The organism is Pirellulales bacterium, from assembly GCA_035499655.1.
In the GTDB taxonomy this organism is placed as follows: Bacteria; Planctomycetota; Planctomycetia; order Pirellulales; family JADZDJ01; genus DATJYL01.
The window spans coordinates 1-20,985 of sequence record DATJYL010000191.1 but is presented as its reverse complement, the minus strand read 5'-3'; the positions used below and the strand labels follow the sequence as shown (position 1 = coordinate 20,985).

Below are 20,985 nucleotides of genomic sequence, written 5' to 3'. Positions count from 1 at the left end.
ACCGTGCATCTTGATCATTTGCCTGGATCGTTTTTCGGTCCTTCGAACCTCGTCGATTTGCTGCGCCACCGTTCGGCGCATCAATCCGCCGATACCGCCTTTACCTATTTAGTTGATGGCGAGCAGGACGAAATCACCTGGACCTATGCCGAACTGGACCGCCGGGCCCGGGCCATTGCGGCCTGGCTGCAATCGTTGGGTTTGCAGGGCGAGCGTGCGCTGTTGCTGTATCCGGCGGGGTTGGATTTCATCGCCGCGTTTTTCGGCTGTGTTTATGCCGGCGTGGTTGCGGTGCCGGCCTACCCGCCGCGGAAAAACCGCTCGCTGGAACGCATCGAGGCCATTGCCGACGACGCTGAGGCCAAAGTGGCTCTCACCACCCACGAAGTCATGGGCCGCGTGCAAGGCGTGCTGGACGAAAATCCCGGTTTGAAATCGCTCCATTGGGGCGCCACCGATCAATTTCCCGCCGGCATGGAGCACGATTGGCGCCATCCCGATGTCCACGGCGACACATTGGCCTTTTTGCAATACACCTCCGGCTCCACCGGCACGCCCAAGGGCGTAATGCTCAGCCACGCCAACTTAATTCACAACTCGGCGCTCATTTGCCACGCCTTCGAACATACCCGCAGCGGCGTCGGCGTGTTTTGGCTTCCCAGCTACCACGATATGGGTTTGATCGGCGGCATTTTGCAGCCCATCTATTACGGCAAGCCCAACGTGCTGATGTCGCCCATGTCGTTCTTGCAAAAGCCGCTGCGCTGGATGCGGGCCATTACCAAGTACAAAGGCACGGTCAGCGGCGGGCCAAACTTTGCTTTCGATTTGTGCCTGCGCCGCATTACTCCGGAAGAACGCCAAACGCTGGATCTCAGCACTTGGTCGCTGGCATTCAACGGCGCGGAGCCCATTCGTTCCGAAACTCTCGCCGAATTCACGCGCACGTTTGCCCCCTGCGGCTTTCATCCCGAAGCATTTTATCCCTGCTACGGCCTGGCCGAAGCCACGCTGATGGTGACCGGCGGTTTCAAAACTTCGCTGCCGGTGGTGCGAACCTTCGATGCCAAATCGCTGGAAAACAATCAGGCCGTCGATGCGTTGCCAGATGAAGAAGGCGCCCGCACCTTGGTCGGTTGCGGCGCCGCACTGTTAGATCAGGAAATTGTGATTGTCGATCCCGATGCCATGGTCCGCGTGCCCGACAAGCAAATTGGCGAAATCTGGGTCGCCGGTCCCAGTGTGGCACAAGGCTATTGGCGCCGCGCCGAAGAAAGCGCCAATACCTTCCGCGCGTACTTGAAAGACAGCGGCCGCGGGCCGTATTTGCGCACCGGCGATTTGGGTTTTGTCCACAATGGCGAATTGTTCGTAACCGGCCGGTTAAAAGATTTGATCATCATCCATGGCCGCAACCATTACCCGCAAGATATCGAACAAACTGTCGAACGGGCACACCCGCTGTTGCGGGCCGGCGCCTGCGGTGTATTTACTGTGGAAGTGAGCGGGCGCGAACGGCTGGGCGTCGTGGCCGAAGTCGAACGAGGCCGAAACCGTACATCGGAAGAATTGGAGGAAGTGTTTGCCGCCATTCGCCGCACCGTTTCTGCCGAGCATGAAGTGCCCGTCGACGCCATCGTCCTGATTAAAGCGGGCAGCATTCCCAAAACCTCCAGCGGCAAAATTCAACGGCACGCTTGCCGCAACGGCTTTTTGCGCGGCTCGGATTTAGAAATCGTGGCCCAGTGGCGCGGCTGGGAAAGCGCGGCGGCGGCCGAAGCAGCGCCAACCGCTCCGTCGCCGGCGGCCCCCGGCCCCGTGATCTTGCCGCTGAAAACGCCTGCGGCGCCGCTTCCCTCCCCTGCCCCGCGCACGGCGCTGGAAGCACTTTCCGCCACTCCCAGCAACGGCCATGGCCGGCACGGCAACCTGGCGGATCGCTTGCCGCCGGTTTCGGACGAAACCGCCGCCGTGGTCATGGAACAAATTACGCGCGTGGCAAAGGAACGGGCCAAGGGCCTCACGTTGGAATCCAACATTCTTGAAATGAGCATGGATTCGCTGGAGCGCATGGAAATTATCGCCGCCCTGGAAGAAACGTTCGGCGGTCGTTTCCCCGAAGAAGTGCTCCCCGACATGATTACTGTCCGCGATGTCGTCGCCGCCGTGGAAAAATATCTCGGCAAAACTCCGCGCAAACGTTTAGCCCTCCCCACCGAGGAAATTCCCGCGGCCCATTACAACATCGATCAATTCCCCGAGTGCGTCGTGCTGGAGCAGCAAGGCAAGCTGCTGGACAGCGTCGGCGTCATGAACCCCTACTTCAAAGTGCATGAACGCGTCATCGACGACACCACCGTCATCAACGGTCGCGAGATGATCAGTTGGTCCAGCTACAACTATTTGGGCATGTCCGGCGATCCGGCCGTCACCGCCGCCGCCAAACAGGCCATCGATCAATTCGGCACTAGTGTTTCCGCCAGCCGGCTGGTTTCGGGCGAGAAAACCATCCATCGCCAATTGGAGCGGGCTATTGCCGATTTTCTGGGCGCGGAAGATGCCATCACGTTTGTCTGCGGCCATTCCACGAACGAAACCACCATTGGCCACATGTTCGGCCCGGGCGATTTAATTCTGCACGATGCCCTGGCCCACAACAGCATTATCCAGGGTTGTATTCTCAGCGGCGCGCGCCGCCGGCCCTTTCCGCACAATGATTGGCAAACGCTCGATCAGCTTTTAAGCGAGCTGCGCCACGAATACCGCCGCGTGCTCATCGCCATCGAAGGCGTCTACAGTATGGACGGCGATTATCCCGACCTCCCACGCTTCATCGAAATCAAAAAGCGGCACAAAGCGCTGTTGTATATTGACGAAGCGCATTCGCTGGGCGTCATGGGTCCGCATGGCCGCGGCATTAGCGAGCATTTCGATGTCGACTCCCAGGACGTCGAGTTTTGGATGGGCACTCTCAGCAAGGGATTAGGCAGTTGTGGCGGTTACATCGCCGGCGGCAAGTCGTTGATCCAATACCTGAAATACACGGCGCCTGGCTTCGTATTTGCCAATGGGTTGCCCCCCGCCAGTGCGGCTGCCGCGCTGGCTGCGTTGAAAGTATTGGAGGAGGAACCCGAGCGCGTTTCGCAGCTTTCGGCCAACAGCAAGCTCTTCCTGTCGTTGGCCAAAAGCCGCGGCCTGAATACCGGCCGCAGCAAAGATTCCGCCGTCGTCCCCGTGATTTTGGGAAATTCCCTGCATGCCCTGCAGCTTTCCGAGGCCATGTTCAAACGCGGCATCAACGTCCAGCCGATTATGCACCCGGCCGTCGAGGAAAGCGCCGCCCGCCTAAGGTTTTTCGTCACCGCCAAGCACACCGCAGAGCAAATTCGCACAACGGTGGATGCAGTCACCGAGGAATTGAGAAAAATCGATCCTTCCCATCTGCGGCACAATCCCGCGGCAGATTCCCAGCATGTGCAAATTTGATCCCTCTCAGCCTGTCCCGTAATTATAATGATGTTGCTGAACCGCCGGCGAATGGAAACCCAGGTGATTTTTTTCAGCTTGAAATCCAATTCACGATCTTTCATTTCTGTCGGCACCCGTGTCTGACGTCACGCTAACCCACCGCTTAATTCTCCCGGCCGACACCAATCATCACGGCACGTTGTACGCCGGGTCGCTGATGCGAATCGCGTTGGAAGCGGCTTACTCCACCGCCTTTCGCTTCATCGGACACGATGCCAACCTGTTGTTGCGTCGCGTCCTCAGCATCGAATGTTACAAACCGGTGCCGCAAGGCTCATTCGTGGAAATCCGCGGCCAGATTTTGCACGTGACTCGTGCGTATCTTGTGACTGGACTCATTGCATCGCCGCTTCCTGGACAGACCGGTCCCTGGATGGATGCTCTATTCGGATTCGCCCAAGTGAACGACGATGGTCGCGTGGCGGAGTTCCCGGGCGATTTAACCGCCTCCGCACCCGCCGCCGAATGGCGCAAACTCCACGAACGCATGAAAAAACTGCTCCGCATCCGCGGCCGCAACGGCGGCGATTAAAGAAAAAATCTGCATCGAGGCCTTAACGGATGGAGCCAACCACCATGCCCCGCTTTCGTCTACTGGCCCTCGATATCGACGGCACGCTGGTCAACAGCCGTGACGAACTAACGCCCGCCACGTGTGCCGCCATTCATCGGGCTTGCCAGGCCGGCATTCGGGTCGTGTTGGCCACGGGCCGCCGCTATTCCAAGGCGCTGCATTTGGTCGAGCCGCTGAAGATCGACGTGCCGCTCATTTCTGCCAGCGGCGCGCTCATTAAAGATCCCCTCGATCATCGCACTTTGTTTCGTGCCGCGTTTCCTCCCGGCGTATTGGAAGCAGTGCTTCCCATTGTCGCCGCCGCCTGTCACGATGCCGTCCTGTATGCCGATACGTTTTTGCAAGGCTTCGATTTTTACTGCCAGCGCCTGCTGCTCCCGCCCGGCGAGCAAACCGACTTGGCCGAATACTTTGCCCGCAACGTCGGCTGCGGTCGCCTGTGGCCCAACTTGATGACCGCGCCGCCGCCGGGAGTGTTTGCCGGTTTTGCCATGGCCTCGCGCCCGGCGATGACCGCCCTGGGCCAAACACTCACCCAGCGCTTCGGCAATCAGCTTTACGTTCACATTCTCAAAAGTCCGTTCTACTCCGGCTGGTTTTGCGAAATCGAGCCGGGCGGCGTCAGCAAATGGTCCGCCGTGCAGCACTTGGCGCGCGATTGGGGCATTAGCGATGATGAAATTTGTGCCGTCGGCGACGATGTCAACGATATTCCCATGGTCCGTGGCGCCGGCCTGGGCGTTGCCATGGGCAACGCCGTGGCGGAACTAAAAGCCGCCGCCGACCGCGTCGCCCCCTGCCACGACAGCGACGGCCTCGTCGAAGTCGTCCGCCGGCTGCTGCAGTGAGATTGCCGGCTGGCAAAGCGTTGTCGTGTTGGATTTCTAACCGTTTTCTAACACACTGTGCTTATATTTTTGCCTGGTTCACTTCGAAAAAATCTCACGGTTTTTATGGGAGCGGAATTTGTTGTATGCGAATGAAACATCAAACTCTACGTGTGTTAGCCCGTTGTTTTTTGCTCGCGGCGCCGGCGCTATTGCTGATTCCTGTCACGGCGTCCGCCCAAGATCATTACCTGCCGACCGGCAAACCCGATGCACTGGCGCTCCTTCCGCCGCCGCCGGCTGCCGATTCGCCGGAACAAGCCGCCGATTTGGCGGAAGTTGTCGCCGCCCACAAAACCATCACCCCGGAAGATAAAGCCCGCGCCGAGGCCGAGGAAAAAAAATTCTCCGTCGCCAGTTTTGCCTCGACCATTGGTCCGTCGTTCCAGGTCGATAAGCTTCCCAAAACCACCGCATTTTTCGCCCACGTGCAAAAAGAAACGGAACAAGTTGTCGACGACAGCAAAAATCACTGGCAGCGGCCGCGCCCCTACCAGGTCGATCCGACCGATTTGCACCACACGGAAAAAAATCCCAGCTTCGGCTACCCGAGCGGGCATTCCACGCAAGCCACGGTCATGGCCGCGCTATTGGCCGAGGCCATTCCCGACAAGCACGATGCCATTCTCGCCGAAGGCCGCCAAGTGGGCTGGGACCGCGTCATGCTGGGTCGCCACTACGAAACCGATGTCTTCGCCGGCCGTGTGCTCGGCCAGGCCATTGTCCATCAACTGCACGACAACCCCGCCTTCGAGCACGACTTCGCCGACGTGAAGGCGGAACTTCAGCAAGCGCAATTGCAAGTGGCGCATCATTGAGCGAAAATGCCTTGGTGTTCGATGGTCGATCCACTGGCATAAAATCTGAGGGTGCTGCCATGCGTCGTGTTCTTAGCAGCGCGTGTGGAATTCTCGGGCCCATTTGGTTGCTTCTGGTTGCCAATCCGCTGTGGGCTGTCGATTACGACAAAATCGACCGCACCATTCTCAAAGAGCCGGTTTACCAATCGGGTGTGCCGAAATACGTGCTGCTTCTGTTCGGTCCCACTGCCAAGCGCGTGTGGGTTGTAATCGATGGCGAGACAGCCTTCATCGACCGCAATGGCGATGGCGATTTAACTGCCGCAGACAAACGGTTCGTCGGCGATGGCCCACAACATTGGACACCAAATGTCGAAATTCCCGATCCCGACGGCAAGACAACCTATTTGATTCCAAACATGAGGGTTCGCAGCGATGAAGAAGCTCCCACTGGCCACGTACTTGAAATGAATGCCAGAATCAATGGCCCAGCCAAGTACAAGCAAACGGCGGAGGCCCCACTCTGGAGTAATCCGCAGCAAGCAGCGATTTTGCATTTCAATGGGCCACTTACGATCGGTCCGGATCTGCTTGCGTACAAGCTTGCCCCTTGGGTGAAACTAAAAATTGGGGATCAACCTGCTGATTTTCCTGCACAAGTGGGAACCCTGGACGAAAAGCATGGCTGTTGGGTAATGGTGCGGTCAATGAACGGCGAAAATCCCGAGTTCCGCGGCGTAATGCCGATGGTCGACATTCAATTTCCTTCAAAAACTCCTGGCGATCCACCGGTCCGACAGCGATATCTGCTTGACAATTATTGCTGTCAAATTGACTTCAAAGGCGACGTTAAAGCGCCGCCCGAAGCTGGCCCGGGCATGGCCAAAGTTACGTTTTCCTTTGGCATGTGGAAGGAAGGACACGTCGCGCCCAGCACGGTCGAAATTCCAGTCATCACCGCCGAGCAAGCCAAGCAAGAAGAAGAATCGGAAAAAGCGGCAGACAAACAGACTGATGCCCAGAAGTAGAGACATCGCTGAACTTGAAACTCTGCGGCTGTGTGCCCGACGAATCCGCGAGGACGATTTGGCTGAACTTTGCCGGATGCACCAAAATCCGCAAGTGATGGCCACGCTGGGTGGCCTGCGCAGCGATGAGGAAACACGACAAATGCTCGCGGCTTATATCGAGCAATGGGAAACAAATGGTTTTGGCTTGTGGATGTGGTTTTATAAAACTGACGGGCGATTCGTAGGCCGCGGCGGATTGCGGCCGGTCGTCATCGAAGGCCGTGATGAAATCGAAGTTGCTTATGCCCTGCTGCCGGAATTTTGGAATCAAGGGCTGGCGACCGAAATCGCCCGGGCGAGTGTGAGCGCGGCTTTCAACGATTTGGGAATAAGCGAACTTGTTTGTTTTACACTGCCGACGAATCTTGCCTCACAACGAGTGATGGAAAAAGCTGGCTTCGTTTTCGAGCGCGACATGGTGTGGAAAGATTTGCCCCATGTGTTTTACCGGCTGAAACGCTAAGATGGCGACATGGCAAAAAATGAAAATTCGCCGAAAGTCACAATCGCCGAGTTTCAGCAACTGATCCGTGACATGTATTTAGAGAAGGATGTGGCCCGCGGCATCGATGGCACGTTCATGTGGCTCATGGAAGAAGTCGGCGAGTTGGCATCCGCCCTGCGCAACGGCACGCACGAGGAGCGGCTGGGCGAATTCGCCGACGTGCTGGCCTGGCTGGCCACGATTGCCAATGTGGCCGGCGTCGATTTAACCGAGGCCGTCGCTCGCAAATACGGCTCCGGCTGCCCCGGCTGCGGACAATTCGTCTGCACCTGCGCCGATGCTGAAAAGCCTTAATTCCTGGAGAAACTAGCAATGTCCAAAACGCCGCCGCCGCTTACGATGTTGGCGATTTGTTGCTCGCTCTGTTTCGCCACCGCGGCGAAATGCGCCGATCAATCGACTCCCACCGCCGACGCAATTATCGCGCTGGTCGGTGGAAGCTTATCTAATGCAGGTTCAAAAACAGGGCCGCCGAGCCAAGCCTATCCGGGCGATCCAGGCCAAGTCTGCGTCGACTACGGAACTTATGCACTGCTGATCGAGAATCAAACGGACGTGACGGGCTGCTTCTTCTGGCCTAATTGGAAAGCAGAGGCCTGCGGCGTCATGCTGACCGACTCCCGCGATGACATGGTCAAAAAACTTGGCAACCCGAAAGTCGACCAAATCAGTCACGCCAACAACACGGAAATCATGGAGTATTTTAACGGTGCGACCAAAACCGTCACCCAAATCAAATTCAAAGATGGCAAGTGTACGCGTATTCTGGTTAAAAAGCCCAGTTAATCGAACGCCCTTTGGCCGACTTATTCAGCGACCGTGAATCAACACGACCGCTCACTCCGCATTGGCCATCGCCGCTAATTGGACCACGCTGCGGTCGTGTTCTTTTTCTAAGTATGTGCGGCCTTTTTTCACGTTGATGTGGTCCCACGGCAGGCGGTCGCCGATTTCGGCCGGGCGGTGAACGATTTGGTCGAAATCCAATCCGCAATCGGCCAGCGTTTGCCACCACAGTTGCGGGTTCAAATGTTCGCTCCAGCTATCCAAGCGGGCTCCGCGGCGCCAGGCGAGCTCCACCACTTGCGCCACGCGCCGATCGCCCCGGCTCAATAATCCTTCCAGCAAACTCGTTTCCACGTGATGGCACTTCACCTGCACGGCCCGAATTTTCACGCGGCGCTTGAGATATTGATGGGCCCAGTGGAAATATTCCCGTCGCTGCATGGCGTTCCACTGATACGGCGTGTGCGGCTTGGGGACGAAGTTCGAGACGCTGGCCGTCACTTTGGCGTAACGGCCGCGCACTTCGCGGCCAATTTCGGCGATGGTTTCCGCCATGTCGACGATGCCGTTCAAGTCGACTTCGCGCTCGCCGGGCAGTCCGCACATGAAATACAGCTTGACTTTGTCGATGCCGTTTTTGAACGCCTCGCGGCAGCCGTCGAACAAATCTTGATTGCTGATTTTTTTGCGAATTTGCTCGCGCATGTCGTCGCGGGCCACTTCCGGGGCCAGCGTCATGCCGGAATGCCGCTCGGTGCCGATGAGCGAAGCGACGACTTTGAGCGCCTCGTTCACGCGCAAACTGGGGAAGGCAATGCTCACGCCGAGCGGACCAAACACTTCTTTCATCCGCCGCACGAGCGGCTCGAAGTACGGATAATCGCTGGTCGAGAGCGACAGCAGCGAAATTTCGTTGTGGCCGGTGCGATAGTACGATTCGAGCGCCGATTGCACGATGGTTTCCACTTCGCGAATGCGCAGCGGCCGCTTGATGACCGTGCTTTGGCAAAAACGGCATTGCCAGGGGCAGCCGCGCATAATTTCGATGGCGATGCGGTCGTGCACGCACTCCACGTAGGGCAAAATGGGTGATGTGGGGAGCGGCGCGCCGTCCAAATCGCTGATGACTGAGGGCTCGATGGTTTCCGGCACATCGCTGCGGGTGCGGTTGATGGCGGCGATGCGGCCGTCGGCGAAATACTCCGGTTCGTAAAAGCGGGGCACGTAGACAAATGGAAATTTGGCGGCGAGGTGGGCGAGGAGTTGCTCGCGGTGGCGTTTTGATTCTTCTTTCGGTGCTAAACCGCAAGCGGATGGTGCGTCGCTTTTCAAATTCATCCACTCATCGCAGATCAGTGGCAAACTTGGCTCGCCGTCGCCGGTGACGAAGAGGTCGATGAACGGCGCGATCGGCTCCGGATTTTGTGCGCAGGGTCCGCCGGCAATCACCAGCGGGTGTTCCAAAGTTCGTTCCGTACTGTGCAGCGGAATGCCGCCCAAGTCGAGCATGGTCAGCAAATTGCTGGTGCAAATTTCGTATTGCAGCGTGAAGCCCAGCACGTCGAATTGCGACAGCGGCGTGAAGGTTTCCAGGCTGTACAGCGGCTTGCCGTGCTGGCGGAGCTGGGTTTCCATATCCAAGGCCGGCGTGAAGGCCCGTTCGCACGCCCAATTGTCGCGGGCGTTCATCAGCGTGTACAACACCTGCATGCCGTGATGGCTCATGCCGATGGTGTACAAATCGGGAAAGGCCAGGCACAGTTTGCCGCGCACGGTGCGGTGATCTTTGCGGACCATGTTCAATTCGCTGCCCACGTATTGCGCCGGCTGCATGACGCGGGGCAAAATGAAGCGGGTGACGAAATTTTTTAATTCCGTGTTGAGCATGAGATGGTGCGAGGCGAGGATGGAAAGGCGTGCGACGAGAATCGTTTGGAAAACGGAAAAAACGGAGAAAAACGGCCGAAAAACGGAGCAAAAAACGGTCGAAAAGCGTAATAAACGGTGGTGATTGCCGCGGCGCCTTGGTGGGGAGTAACGCGATGCGTTGTATCAGCCAGGGGGACGGCTGGCAATCGGCACCATTATCTCAAAAGCAGCGCATGCATTTCAAGATAGCTTTTAGGCCAGGCTGCTGAATTCAATTTTCGCCGGCGTGTTGGCAGTGGTGGTGGGACAATTTGAGATTCCGAGAGCCACTTTTTCCGACTGACACAGTCGGGCTATGTTCAAATTGGCCCACTACCTTGGCAGTATCCAATGCTGTTCCGCTGTCAAGGATAACGTAAAATGCATGATTGGATTATCGGGCGTCATTTTTGCGCACTCCCCAATTGCTGTTTGTTCGGTCCCTGAGTTTTTTCCTATGCCCGACTACGTTCCTGTGGCTAAAGTTGGCACGATTCCGGAGGGACAGGGAATTACCGTGACCCTGGGAGAGCGGCTGGTGGCGGTGTTCAATTCTGGCGGGGAATATATGGCCATCGACGATACGTGCCCGCACATGGGGGCTTCGCTGGGCGCCGGCGAAGTGTGCGAAGGGGTGGTGACTTGCCCGTGGCATGCCTGGCGATTCAAAGTGAGCGACGGGACTTGGGCGGACAGCCCGAGGATTAAAATCGACAGTTACGACGTGCGCGTCGTCGGCGAGGAGATTCAAGTGTCCAGCGAGCCGCGGGTAAAAACTTAACCGCGGAGTGCGCAGGGGGACGCAGAGGAAAGAATTTTATAATAAAATCCCTCAGCGATCCTCTGTGTCCTCTGCGGTAACACAATTTGGAAATGGATCTCAAACGGTAATTTTTCCGCCGGGTTCGAGGGCGAAGGGTTTGGCTTTGGTTTGCGCTCGGACTAATTCCGCCCAAGCTTTTACGTTTTGCTCGATCGGCGGCCAAGTATTGTAGTGGCAGGGAAGCACGCACTTGGGCCGGAGCAGCTTGATGGCTTCGATGGAATCTTCAGGACCCATCGTGTAAGTATCGCCGATGGGGAGAATGGCCAAATCGAGGCCGCCAGCACCGTAAAGCTGCATGTCGCCGAACAGGGCGGTGTCGCCGGCAATGTAAAGTTTGGCGCCGTCCAGCGTGAGCAAAAAGCCGGCCGGGTTGCCGCCGTAGGTGCCGTCGGGGAGCACGGAACTGTGATGGGCAATGGTCAATTTCGCGCGGCCAAACGGGAGTGAGGTGGCTCCGCCGTGATTCATGCCGACGGCATCTTTGACCCCTTGTTTCCCCAGCCACTCGGAGATTTCAAAATTGCTGACGGTGGTGGCGCTGGTGCGTTTGGCGATACTAACGGCGTCGGCAATATGATCGAAGTGGCCGTGCGTAATCAGAATGAAGTCGGCCTCTGCCGCGTCGGCTTTAAGCGGCGCGAGTGGATTGTCGTTCAAAAACGGATCGACCAGCAGCGTGTGTTTACCGGTATGGATGGAAAAGCAGGAATGTCCGAGCCAGGTGATTTCGGTGGACATGGGAGGGAGTAAGGGGTGAGTGGTGAGTGGTGAGTGGTGAGGGGTGAGGGGTGAGAAATTTAGTCGTTGAGTTTGCTTGGCGTGGTGTTCTGAGAGGGCAAATAATGTTCCAAGGCGCAGGCGATATCATGCAGTTCGATCAATTGTCCGACGGTCCCTTCATCGACAAGGGGAAGGTTAATCACGGCGGTAAATTGGCCGGCCAGCGAGCGGGCAGTTCGAACTGCAGCCGCGTGCTGGGCAATCAGATCGATCAGTAAGCGAGCTTTGCATTTCTTGCGATCGGCCAAGTCACCGCCGTCGGCCATTTTAATGCACAGCCGGTCGCTACGGCTAGATTGCGGGAGCCATTGGATGAGGAGTGAGTGGTGAGGAGTGAGGGGTGAGGGGTGAGGGGTGAAGGGTGAGGAGTGAGGAAGGTTCGATTTGTTCTGCCAATGGAGCGAGAGCCATGATGCTGGGGTCGATGATGCAGCTTTTGATTCCGTCGCTAATTTTGCGGCGCGCTGCCAGCAAGTGGCGCAGGCCGGCCAAATTGAGCGGGGGATTGTCGCCTGGCGGCGCGGCGGCAAACCGGCGCCACATCGCCGCGGCGCCATGCAGCAATTTCACAATGTCGATGCCCATCACCGAACCGGCCAGCAGCACTCCGGGATGAAAAAAATCAGAAGTGGGAATTACAAAGCCGCGACCGTTGGTCGGGCCTGGAGCGATGCAAGCTGTCCCTTCCCATACAATTGTCGGCAAGCCAATTTGCTTGGCCAGCGACAGCAGTGGAGAAGGTGACGGTCCTACCACAGCGGCCAGTTGCGTTTCCTCAACCGCCGTGGTCGTCGTTTGCAGTGCGTCCCACAGAAAGCTGAATAGCCCGGCAAGCAGTTGAGAACCGTTTTGGCCTGTCTCGTCGGCGTTCGCGCCGCCGTGTTCGTCGATGGCCAACAATCCCCAGCGCTGGTCAATGGTGTGCAACGACCGGCCGTGCGGCAGGATTTCCAGCAGCGCTTGCAAAGCATCGTTGTCGGGCACGGCCGGGGCAAAAAAAATTCGGGGCCGGCCGCCGCGCTGGCCGCGCGATAAACTGTTGTGATATGGGTGAGCACAAGCGGCCAGCAGCGCATGGGCCGCAGTGGTTCGTTGTGGTGGTCCAAGAATCACCACACTGTCGACCGTTTCGCGCAACCGTTTGGCCAGCGTCAATATTTGCCCCAGTAAACTGCTTTTGCGCTGACGGTGATAATCGGCCAATATGTGCTGCGGCCGCACGTGGTTCAATCCTGTTTCAGCTTCAGCGGCCACTGCTTCCAACACCGCAGCCCGGGCTTGCTCCAGTTGCGGGCCAAGCTGCAACCATTGGGCCCGGCCAAAACCCTGCTCGAACGAGAAGGCCGCCGAGAGGTCTAGTTCAATCGGCAGCAACGGGGATTGGGTTCGCGTGGGGCACATTGACTATCACTTCTCCCATCGGAAGGCGGATCGCAAATGCCGAGTGAAATTGCACTTCAAGACAAAATCGGGCCGATTTCCCCTTGCAGGCCCGTAAGTTTGTGTTACGACAATGAAGTGCAGCATACGGCCTGAATAATGATTTGCAACGGTGAGAATTCGCTCATGCCTGACTTCGTACGGGTCACCAAGGTGACGGAATTGGCCGATCCAGGTAAAATGTTGGTGGAGGTGGAAGAGCGGCTGGTGGTGCTGTTCCGCGTTGGCGGCAAGTTTTACGCCCTGGACGACGTGTGTACCCACGACGGCGGCCCGCTGAGCGAAGGAGCGCTGGACGCCACGGCGTGCACCATTGCTTGTCCGCGGCATGGAGCGAAGTTCGATATCCGCAACGGCGCCGCGTTAACCATGCCGGCCACGCAGGCAACCGAAGCCCATGAGGTGAAAGTTGAAGGCGATGAGGTGTTTGTAAAATTGCGCGAATAATTAGCAGCGATTATGATTGGCCCAAGTTGGCGGCTTTGCCGCAGGAGTCCGACGACTAAGTCGTCGGCTTGGGTAGACCGACGACTAAGTTGTCGGCTTGGGGAGACCGACGACTAAGTTGTCGGCTGGGAGAAGGATACTGCGATGCCCATAACCGAAGACGCGGTCCGCGAAACGCTTAAGCAGGTGATCGACCCGGAATTGTTCGTCAACATTATCGACCTGGGGCTGGTGTATGCGGTCAATGTGGAACCGGCGGGCGAGAAGGAAAACATCAAGATCGAAATGACGATGACCAGCCCGGCCTGTCCGGCGGGTCCGCAACTTATCGGTCAGAGCAAACAAGTGCTGGGGGCACTGGCGGGCGTGGGAGAAGTGGAAGTGAAGTTGGTGATGACGCCGCCGTGGTCGCCCGATTTGATGACCGAATCGGCCCGGGATCAGTTGGGCATTTTTTGAAATTCGACGATTTGAGCAGACCGCTTGCGCACCGGGGGGAGCGAAAGCAACCGTAGGCACTTTCAGCGCAGCGGCGCATTTGCGCAAGAGGGCTGAAAGCTGCGGATGGCCCCTTGAACATCTCATGCAAGCCTGCCGGGCGCAAAGGAGCACCGTGATTAAGTTCTATTCATCAGCAGTTCCCCTGGTTGTGGCGTTGGTTCTGAGTTCGCAAGTTGCATTGCCAAAACCGGCATGGGCCGACGACAAAATCAACGCTAAAGTCGACGCCCTGCTTAAGCAAATGACGCTGGAGGAAAAAATCGGGCAGATGACGCAAGTCGATTCGGAGGCCTTGAAAGATAAAAGCGACGTTCAAAAGTACTTTCTCGGCTCGGTTCTTAGCGGAGGCAGTTCCGATCCGCCGCACCACGACAACACGGCCCAAGCCTGGGCGAAGTTTTACGACAGCTTTCAGTCGCCAGCGCTGCAAACGCGGCTGAAAATTCCGATCATCTACGGCATTGACGCCGTGCATGGGCACAGCAACATCGACGGCGCCGTGATTTTTCCACACAACATAGGACTGGGGGCCACGCGCGATCCGGATTTGGTGGAACGGGCCAGCCGCGTAACGGCCGAAGAAATGGCGGGCACGGGCATCAACTGGGCGTTCGCGCCGTGCATTGCCGTGGCGCGCAATCCGCGTTGGGGGCGCACGTACGAAAGTTTTGGCGAATCGCCGGAGTTGGCCGTTTCGTTGGGGGCAGCTTCGGTTCGCGGATTTCAGGGCAAAAACTTGGCCGACCCTACGTCGGTGGTCGCCTGTGCCAAACATTATTTGGGGGATGGCGGCACGACCGACGGTAAAGATCAGGGCAATACCGAGTGCGATGAAGCTACGCTGCGGAAAATTTTTCTGCCGGGTTATCAGGCGGCCGTAAAAGCGGGCGTCGGAACCATCATGGTGTCGTACAGCAGTTGGAACGGACAAAAAATGAGCGGCAACAAATATTTGCTCAGTGATGTGCTCAAGGGAGAACTCGGCTTTTCCGGCTTTCTAGTTTCCGATTGGGCGGCCATCGATCAACTTTCGCCCGATTATAAAAAAGACATTGAAGAATCGATCAATGCCGGGCTGGACATGATTATGATTCCCAACGCGCCCGGCAAGAAGAACAACTACGTGGAGTTCATCAAGGACTTGAAGGAACTGGTCGACGAAGGGCGTGTGCCGCAAAGCCGGATCGACGATGCGGTGCGGCGAATTTTGCGCGTGAAATTTCAAACGCGGCTGTTCGATCATCCGCTGACCGACAGCGCATATACGGACAAAGTGGGCTCGGCGGAGCATCGGGCCGTGGCGCGGCAGTGCGTGCAGGAATCGCTGGTGCTGCTCAAAAACGACAAGCATGCGTTGCCGCTGAAGAAAGACATTCAGCATTTGCACGTGATCGGCAAGGGAGCCGACGACATTGGCCTGCAGTGCGGAGGCTGGACCATTGATTGGCAGGGTAAGCCGGGGCCGGTTACGCATGGGGGAACCACGATTTTGGCGGCGATTCGTAAGGCAGTGGCCCAGGGGGCTAAAGTTACTTTTTCCGCTGATGGAAGCGGCGATGATGGCAAAGGCGCCGACGCCGTGTTGGTGGTGATCGCCGAACAGCCATACGCCGAAGGGATGGGAGACCGGAAGGATTTGAGCCTCAGGCAACATGATTTGGATTTGGTGCAAAAGGCGAAGCAATCGGGCGCGCCGGTGATCACGCTGTTGCTTTCGGGTCTGCCGATGATTCTGGACTCCGCCTTGGATAACAGCGACGTCTTCGTTGCCGCGTGGCTGCCGGGAACGGAGGGAGACGGCGTGGCCGATGTCGTGTTTGGCGATTACAAACCGACGGGCAGGTTGCCGCAAACCTGGCCGCGCAACATGGATCAAGTTCCGCTGCACGCGGGCGATCCCGGCGCGGATAAAGCGCTGTTTCCATATGGATTTGGCTTGAGCTACTAGAGCCCTAACTTTCGCTATCAACAGCAAAGACACTTCGGCCGCCGTCGACGGGCAAACATGCGCCAGTGACAAAATCGTTGTCGATGAAATGCAGCACGGCCAGAACGATGTTTTCCGGGCTCCCCTCGCGCTTGACCAATGTCGCCTGAATGGCTTGCTCGCGCTCGGCGGCCGAGAGATCGGGGGGGAGCATCACGGGTCCGGGAAGAATGCAGTTGACCCGCACGCGCGGATTGCGAGTTCCCAACTCCACGGCAAACGTGCGAGTGAGCGCGGGAATGGCTCCTTTGGACGGAAAATAGGCGGCATAGTTCAGGTATGGCCGAATGCAGGCCCAATCGCCGAAAGTAATCAATGAGCCACCCTCCGGCTGCTTCGTCATGGCCAGACCCACTTGCTGGCAACAGAGAAACGTGCCCAGCGTGTTGGTTTCCAAAAATCCGCGGAGCTCGGCGGCGGTGGTGTCTTCCAATCGCTTGCTTTTCCAGGTGGCAGCGGTGTTGACCAGCACGTCGATTCGGCCGAATTTGGCGAGCGCCTTTTGCACCAGATCGCGAACCGCCTGCTCGTTGGTTAAATCGGCGGCGAAGGCCTCGGCTTCGACGTTGAGGCCGCGCAAATGTTCTACGGTTTCGACAGCTTCGGACGCCGAACTGCGATAATGCACCGCGATGGCATAACCGCGCTTCGCCAAGGCTTCGGCCACATGCCAGCCCAATCGGCGCTTGCCGCTGCCAGTAATCAGGGCGACTTTTTTTGATGCCATCAGGGCATTATCATCGCGTCACGTAAAAATAGTCAATTCAGCGAAAGGGTGCTTTTGACGAGGATGCCGGTGTTTTTGGCACCGGTTCATAGCGCGAGGCGGACCTGCTGCAGATTTACCAGTATGAAACGGCTAGACTCCGATGAATGCCTGGCGGCAATGATGAGGAGCGCTGAAATTTGAACATTTTGAAGCAGTGGCGTTCAAATTCCACTTCATTCAACGCCAGCACAGCAAGCCGGGAAGGACCGAAAATAAATTTCACTTGCGGAATATTACGAATAGTTTAGGATTAGGGTAGGCAAGCACTATTCCTTTCACCCAGAGGGTTCCAGGAGTGTTGACCGAAAGAGAAGTATCCGGGAGCTGGCACGCCCTATTCAAAGGGGGCGCCTACAACGAAGAAACGTTTGTCAAGGCGGAAGAATTGCTCGATGAATTGCGTGCGGAAAGCCCCTTGCGGCACCGCTTGCAGAGCGAGCTCGAAGAGTTGCGAAAGCTCCAAATCGCCCAGAACTAGCAGTTCGCTGCAAAATCGCTGGCGGGGCTTGGCGGCGAAGCTACGTTTGATTCGCGGTAGCTGATTGTGAATGGCCGGCGAGGGGGAGAATACCGCCTTTAGGCCACGGCCACTTTCTTTGGCCTATCTTTCGCCCTGGTCCTAGCGATTGAACGAGACGCCTAGATTTATGCCGTCGGTAAAGAACGCATCGTTCTTATTGGTGTTATTGATCTGCAATGCCGGAAGGACGTAATCGATTCGGCGGCTAGCACGGCTGATGCCGCCACCCAAAATTGCATTGTAGCCAGCTTGCACCGCCACGGCCTTGGTAAGCTGATAGCTTACGCCCACGCGCAGTTCGCCCACGGGCGAGAAAGTTTCGTCGTACTTCCAGCTATTGAAAGCCGTGCCGTATAACAGTAACGGCACGTTGGTGGGATTGGCTGTGGCCAGGGGCAATCCGGAAGCCAATTCACCATTCAAATGGGTAGATTGGAAGTTGACGGCGGCCATAAAACGGAACTCCGTCAAAATGCTAAACCGCGCCACATCGTGGCTATAACGGAAACCGATTTGCGGCCCAAACATGTTGTTGTCGACGGTTGAATCCCAGAAGCTTGTTCCGGGCAATGCTTCGGGGACCAAGGGACCGCTGCCGTCGGCTAAAGCGGTTGTGCTGGCGTCGTTGACGGCGGTCACGCCAAACACATCGCGAAGCAACAGCCAGCGGACGCCGAATAACAGATTCCACACGCCGTATTGGGTCGTCGGATATTGCCAGGTGCGAGTGATTTCCGTCCCCACCATACTGGTTTGGTTAACCGCCGTGATGGTATTGAACAAGGGGACTAAAGGCACTTCATCGCCGAAGTCGGTAAAACCGGCATAGGTTGTGGGGATAATGGTGCCATCAGGAGCTAGATTCGCATTTGGCGTTGGCCCTGAGGTGTTCTTCGGTCTGCCAAATACATTAGGTGTTCCGATCACTAACGGATTCCCGACGTTCAGATCGTCGTCATAAGTATCGTTATTAGTGTCGACGAAGCCCAGCAACAGATGTTGCGGATCGCGGAATACCATGGTCAAACCGGCCGGGTTTTGCACGCCAGCGGCGTTGGTGCCGCTGTTGAACACGTAACTCTGCGTTTGGTTCTGCAGGTTCATAATGCTGACGAGCCAGCCTTTATCGTCTTCTACAAACCCCAATTCAAACCGGTTTCCCCAGGTTTGATCGGCGTGAATAAAACCATTGTCTGCGCTGCTGCTATAAGGCGTCAGGATGGAAGAGCCGACCGGCTGAAGATCTGGATTGAATTGCGCGGGGCCGTTAAAAAAACCTTCCGTGGTCCCCGGCTCACCAATGGCTTGCCGTCTCGGGCCGGAAATGGCCCAATACAGCCGGTCGTACTGAAAGAACATTCCTTCGTTTGGCCGTGGCCAATTCGCGTAAGCACTGAGGTCGGGCGGTGCGAACAGGTCCAAATCGTACCGTATGTTGCTGGGTCCGAATGGGGTCCAATCTTGGGCCCGCGCAGCATTAGCACTGCCACCGACCAGCAAAGCGGTCAGCACCACAAGCCACATCTTGTAACGATCAAGCAGCATAGTTGGTATGCACCTCGAAGATCACAACCACGGTAGCGCAAACCGCTCTCGGAAGAGGTCCGCGCTTTCAGCGTGACGGTAGTATCGGTTGTGCCGTGCGGGAGAGTTGACAAACTTCGGTAAACTTTGCCGGAAATGACGCCTGTAAGGGCAATTTCTGCATAGAATGGGTAAACTGAATGGAGTGCGTTGACGCTATTTGTACTGCTGCCCTGTTATGCCGCTAGCTGTCGCACGATTTGGATAGGCTAGATTACGACGCCAGCAGGAGTCGCTTCGCCCGTATTTACCGCTTCTTATTCGTTCATTCTCGCCCGTGGGCCATTATTTGTGTGGCCCGTGGGTTAGTTGTCTGGCCTCGATTGCGGACATATACTCGGACGGGAGCGTCGCGGGCCATTCCCAGAAGCGCTCCTCAGTTTTAGGCTGGGCCGGCGGTTCATTTGCCGCCAGACATAAGACTGCCTCCATCGAAAAATCTCCATGATGCCGTTCAAATCTCGCAGCTTTCGATTCGCTGCGCCCTCGTTGCCGCTGGCTGTCGTTTTTCTGCTGGCATGCGTTCTGGGTGGACTGGCCATCGCGCCTCGCTGTGTCGCTGGAGAACCTTCCCAGGACAACCATGCGGGTAAATCGAACGCCGACGGTAAAAGCTACGTGCGGGTGAAATACGACGATCACGAAAACCCGCTGGCATTGGAAACGTCTATTGTTCACTTGGTTCCCGACGGGAACGATCGGCCCGGCTTGCAGGTCGATTTGGTCAGCGCGGTACACATCGCGGAAAAGGGCTACTACGACGAGTTGAACAACCGATTCGACCATTACGACGTGGTGCTGTATGAATTGGTGGCGCCCGAAGGGACCGTCATCCCTAAAGGGGGCCTGGAGCGGAATCGGAATTTGCTGTCGTCGATGCAAAACGCGGTGAAAGATTTACTGGAGTTGGAATATCAACTGTCGGGAATCGATTACACCAAGAGTAACTTCACACATGCCGATCTTTCGCCCGAGCAGTTTTCGCAATCGATGAAAGACAAAGGTGAAAGTTTTTGGACCATTTTTATGCGTTTGATGGCGGCGGGCATGGTGGAGCAGGCGAACAACCCGGGCAAATCGAGTGAAATCGACATTATGCTGGCGCTGTTCGATCACGACCGGGCCCTTAAGCTGAAGCGCATCATGGCTGAGGAATTTGCCGACCTGGACACGGTGATGACGGCCTTCAACGGCCCGGACGGTTCGACACTGATCACGGAGCGTAACAAGGCGGCCCTGAGCGTGCTGGGAAAAGAAATTGCGGCGGGCAAGAAAAAAATCGCCATTTTCTATGGCGGCGGACACATGTCCGACATGGAGCCGCGAGCCATTGCCGAATTCCATTTGAAGCGCGCGGGCCAGGAGTGGCTGGAAGCGTGGAATTTGCGGGATAAGAAATAGCGGCATCGCCTGCTGCGGCATGCCTGCTACTGGTCAGGTAGTGGGACAATTTGAAATTCCGACAGCCGTTTTTCCCGACTGACACAGTCGGGCTATGTTCAAATTGGCCCACTACCACTGGTCATCTTTGCTTTACACATTGGCCCTGATGTTCCATACTATGCGCGGCTGAAAGGCTGGAATTGACAGGCGGGACGATTCGCTCAGCCAGCATTGCCGCCTGCGACGGAGTGGCGCGATACGTGTGGCACGGAGTTGCCTTATGCCTCGGCTTTCGATCAACGAAATGACGACCTATCGCTGGTCGTTCGAGGAGGACGTGCGGCACTACTGCGCCGCGGGCATTCCGGCGATCGGCGTCTGGCGGCGAAAACTTTCCGATTTTGGCGAGCAGCGCGGGATTGAGTTGCTCAACCAATCGGGCCTGGCGGTTTCCAACGTGTTGTGGGCCGGCGGATTTACCGGCAGCGAGGGGCATACGTACCGCGAAAGCGTGGATGATGCGGTGGAAGCCATTAACCTTGCCGCCGCGATGCACGCCAACTGTCTGGTCATTTACAGCGGAGCGCGGGCAGGCCACACGCACAACCATGCCCGGCGGCTGGTTACGGCCGCATTGAAAGAGCTGGTTCCGGTGGCGGAAGAATTTGGCGTGGTGCTGGCGCTGGAGCC

At 57.1% G+C, this 20,985-nt stretch carries 21 protein-coding genes; 15 read left to right on the top strand and 6 right to left on the bottom strand.

Annotation, left to right across the window (positions count from 1 at the left end; genetic code table 11):
• Positions 1 to 3 precede the first annotated feature (3 nt).
• From VMJ32_13890 to VMJ32_13855, 8 genes are all read left to right on the top strand, one after another.
• The gene (locus VMJ32_13890; protein ID HTQ40112.1) at positions 4 to 3,486 is read left to right on the top strand and encodes an aminotransferase class I/II-fold pyridoxal phosphate-dependent enzyme; all 3,483 of its coding nucleotides are present in this window, start codon (positions 4 to 6) and stop codon (positions 3,484 to 3,486) included.
• Between the two features lie 118 nt (positions 3,487 to 3,604).
• Positions 3,605 to 4,060: a hotdog domain-containing protein gene (locus VMJ32_13885; GenBank protein ID HTQ40111.1), complete on the top strand. Its 456-nt coding sequence runs from the start codon at positions 3,605 to 3,607 to the stop codon at positions 4,058 to 4,060.
• Positions 4,061 to 4,104: 44 nt separating this feature from the next.
• Positions 4,105 to 4,950, top strand: coding sequence for an HAD-IIB family hydrolase (locus VMJ32_13880; GenBank protein ID HTQ40110.1), 846 nt, complete (start codon positions 4,105 to 4,107; stop codon positions 4,948 to 4,950).
• 131 nt (positions 4,951 to 5,081) lie between these two features.
• Positions 5,082 to 5,807 (top strand): phosphatase PAP2 family protein, encoded by a 726-nt coding sequence (locus tag VMJ32_13875; protein ID HTQ40109.1) that lies wholly within the window; start codon positions 5,082 to 5,084, stop codon positions 5,805 to 5,807.
• A gap of 59 nt (positions 5,808 to 5,866) precedes the next feature.
• On the top strand, positions 5,867 to 6,817 hold the full coding sequence (locus VMJ32_13870; protein ID HTQ40108.1) for a hypothetical protein: 951 nt from the start codon (positions 5,867 to 5,869) through the stop codon (positions 6,815 to 6,817).
• Entirely contained in the window at positions 6,804 to 7,322 is a 519-nt protein-coding gene (locus VMJ32_13865; GenBank protein HTQ40107.1) for a GNAT family N-acetyltransferase, read from the top strand. The genes VMJ32_13870 and VMJ32_13865 overlap by 14 nt, the downstream gene beginning before the upstream one ends.
• A gap of 9 nt (positions 7,323 to 7,331) precedes the next feature.
• The gene (locus VMJ32_13860) at positions 7,332 to 7,658 is read left to right on the top strand and encodes a MazG nucleotide pyrophosphohydrolase domain-containing protein (protein ID HTQ40106.1); all 327 of its coding nucleotides are present in this window, start codon (positions 7,332 to 7,334) and stop codon (positions 7,656 to 7,658) included.
• A gap of 18 nt (positions 7,659 to 7,676) precedes the next feature.
• Entirely contained in the window at positions 7,677 to 8,150 is a 474-nt protein-coding gene (locus VMJ32_13855) for a hypothetical protein (protein HTQ40105.1), read from the top strand.
• A gap of 51 nt (positions 8,151 to 8,201) precedes the next feature.
• Here VMJ32_13855 and VMJ32_13850 read toward each other — a convergent pair whose 3' ends face one another.
• A complete protein-coding gene (locus tag VMJ32_13850) occupies positions 8,202 to 10,037 on the bottom strand; it encodes a TIGR03960 family B12-binding radical SAM protein (protein HTQ40104.1) in 1,836 nt (611 codons plus the stop codon).
• A gap of 478 nt (positions 10,038 to 10,515) precedes the next feature.
• On the opposite strand from VMJ32_13850, the gene VMJ32_13845 reads away from it, so the two are divergent.
• Positions 10,516 to 10,839 (top strand): Rieske 2Fe-2S domain-containing protein, encoded by a 324-nt coding sequence (locus tag VMJ32_13845; GenBank protein ID HTQ40103.1) that lies wholly within the window; start codon positions 10,516 to 10,518, stop codon positions 10,837 to 10,839.
• A gap of 99 nt (positions 10,840 to 10,938) precedes the next feature.
• Here the strand turns inward: VMJ32_13845 and VMJ32_13840 are convergent, their stop codons facing one another.
• Genes VMJ32_13840 through VMJ32_13830 form a run of 3 tightly spaced genes read right to left on the bottom strand, consistent with a single transcriptional unit; the run spans position 10,939 to position 13,065 of the window.
• Complete coding sequence (locus VMJ32_13840; protein ID HTQ40102.1) at positions 10,939 to 11,622, bottom strand: metal-dependent hydrolase; 684 nt, start codon at positions 11,620 to 11,622, stop codon at positions 10,939 to 10,941.
• A gap of 59 nt (positions 11,623 to 11,681) precedes the next feature.
• Positions 11,682 to 11,930, bottom strand: a complete 249-nt coding sequence (locus VMJ32_13835; protein ID HTQ40101.1) for a hypothetical protein — start codon at positions 11,928 to 11,930, stop codon at positions 11,682 to 11,684.
• 25 nt (positions 11,931 to 11,955) lie between these two features.
• On the bottom strand, positions 11,956 to 13,065 hold the full coding sequence (locus VMJ32_13830) for a hypothetical protein (GenBank protein HTQ40100.1): 1,110 nt from the start codon (positions 13,063 to 13,065) through the stop codon (positions 11,956 to 11,958).
• A gap of 165 nt (positions 13,066 to 13,230) precedes the next feature.
• Here VMJ32_13830 and VMJ32_13825 point away from each other — a divergent pair, with 165 nt between their 5' ends.
• The 3 genes from VMJ32_13825 (at position 13,231) to VMJ32_13815 (ending at position 16,000) form a co-directional block, all read left to right on the top strand.
• Positions 13,231 to 13,551 (top strand): non-heme iron oxygenase ferredoxin subunit, encoded by a 321-nt coding sequence (locus VMJ32_13825; GenBank protein ID HTQ40099.1) that lies wholly within the window; start codon positions 13,231 to 13,233, stop codon positions 13,549 to 13,551.
• Positions 13,552 to 13,695: 144 nt separating this feature from the next.
• On the top strand, positions 13,696 to 14,010 hold the full coding sequence (locus tag VMJ32_13820; GenBank protein HTQ40098.1) for a metal-sulfur cluster assembly factor: 315 nt from the start codon (positions 13,696 to 13,698) through the stop codon (positions 14,008 to 14,010).
• A 154-nt stretch (positions 14,011 to 14,164) separates the two neighbouring features.
• Entirely contained in the window at positions 14,165 to 16,000 is a 1,836-nt protein-coding gene (locus VMJ32_13815) for a glycoside hydrolase family 3 N-terminal domain-containing protein (GenBank protein HTQ40097.1), read from the top strand.
• Between the two features lie 4 nt (positions 16,001 to 16,004).
• Here the strand turns inward: VMJ32_13815 and VMJ32_13810 are convergent, their stop codons facing one another.
• On the bottom strand, positions 16,005 to 16,766 hold the full coding sequence (locus tag VMJ32_13810) for an SDR family oxidoreductase (protein HTQ40096.1): 762 nt from the start codon (positions 16,764 to 16,766) through the stop codon (positions 16,005 to 16,007).
• Positions 16,767 to 17,103: 337 nt separating this feature from the next.
• Between VMJ32_13810 and VMJ32_13805 the strand changes: the two genes are divergently transcribed.
• The gene (locus VMJ32_13805; protein HTQ40095.1) at positions 17,104 to 17,286 is read left to right on the top strand and encodes a hypothetical protein; all 183 of its coding nucleotides are present in this window, start codon (positions 17,104 to 17,106) and stop codon (positions 17,284 to 17,286) included.
• Between the two features lie 141 nt (positions 17,287 to 17,427).
• On the opposite strand, the gene VMJ32_13800 is transcribed toward VMJ32_13805, so the two are convergent.
• On the bottom strand, positions 17,428 to 18,873 hold the full coding sequence (locus tag VMJ32_13800; protein ID HTQ40094.1) for a BBP7 family outer membrane beta-barrel protein: 1,446 nt from the start codon (positions 18,871 to 18,873) through the stop codon (positions 17,428 to 17,430).
• Between the two features lie 483 nt (positions 18,874 to 19,356).
• Here VMJ32_13800 and VMJ32_13795 point away from each other — a divergent pair, with 483 nt between their 5' ends.
• Both VMJ32_13795 and VMJ32_13790 read left to right on the top strand, forming a co-directional pair.
• Positions 19,357 to 20,313 carry a hypothetical protein gene (locus tag VMJ32_13795; protein ID HTQ40093.1) on the top strand — a complete coding sequence of 319 codons (957 nt, stop codon included), beginning with the start codon at positions 19,357 to 19,359 and terminating at the stop codon, positions 20,311 to 20,313.
• Positions 20,314 to 20,575: 262 nt separating this feature from the next.
• Positions 20,576 to 20,985 (top strand): TIM barrel protein (locus VMJ32_13790; protein ID HTQ40092.1); only part of this gene is annotated, 410 nt, incomplete at its 3' end.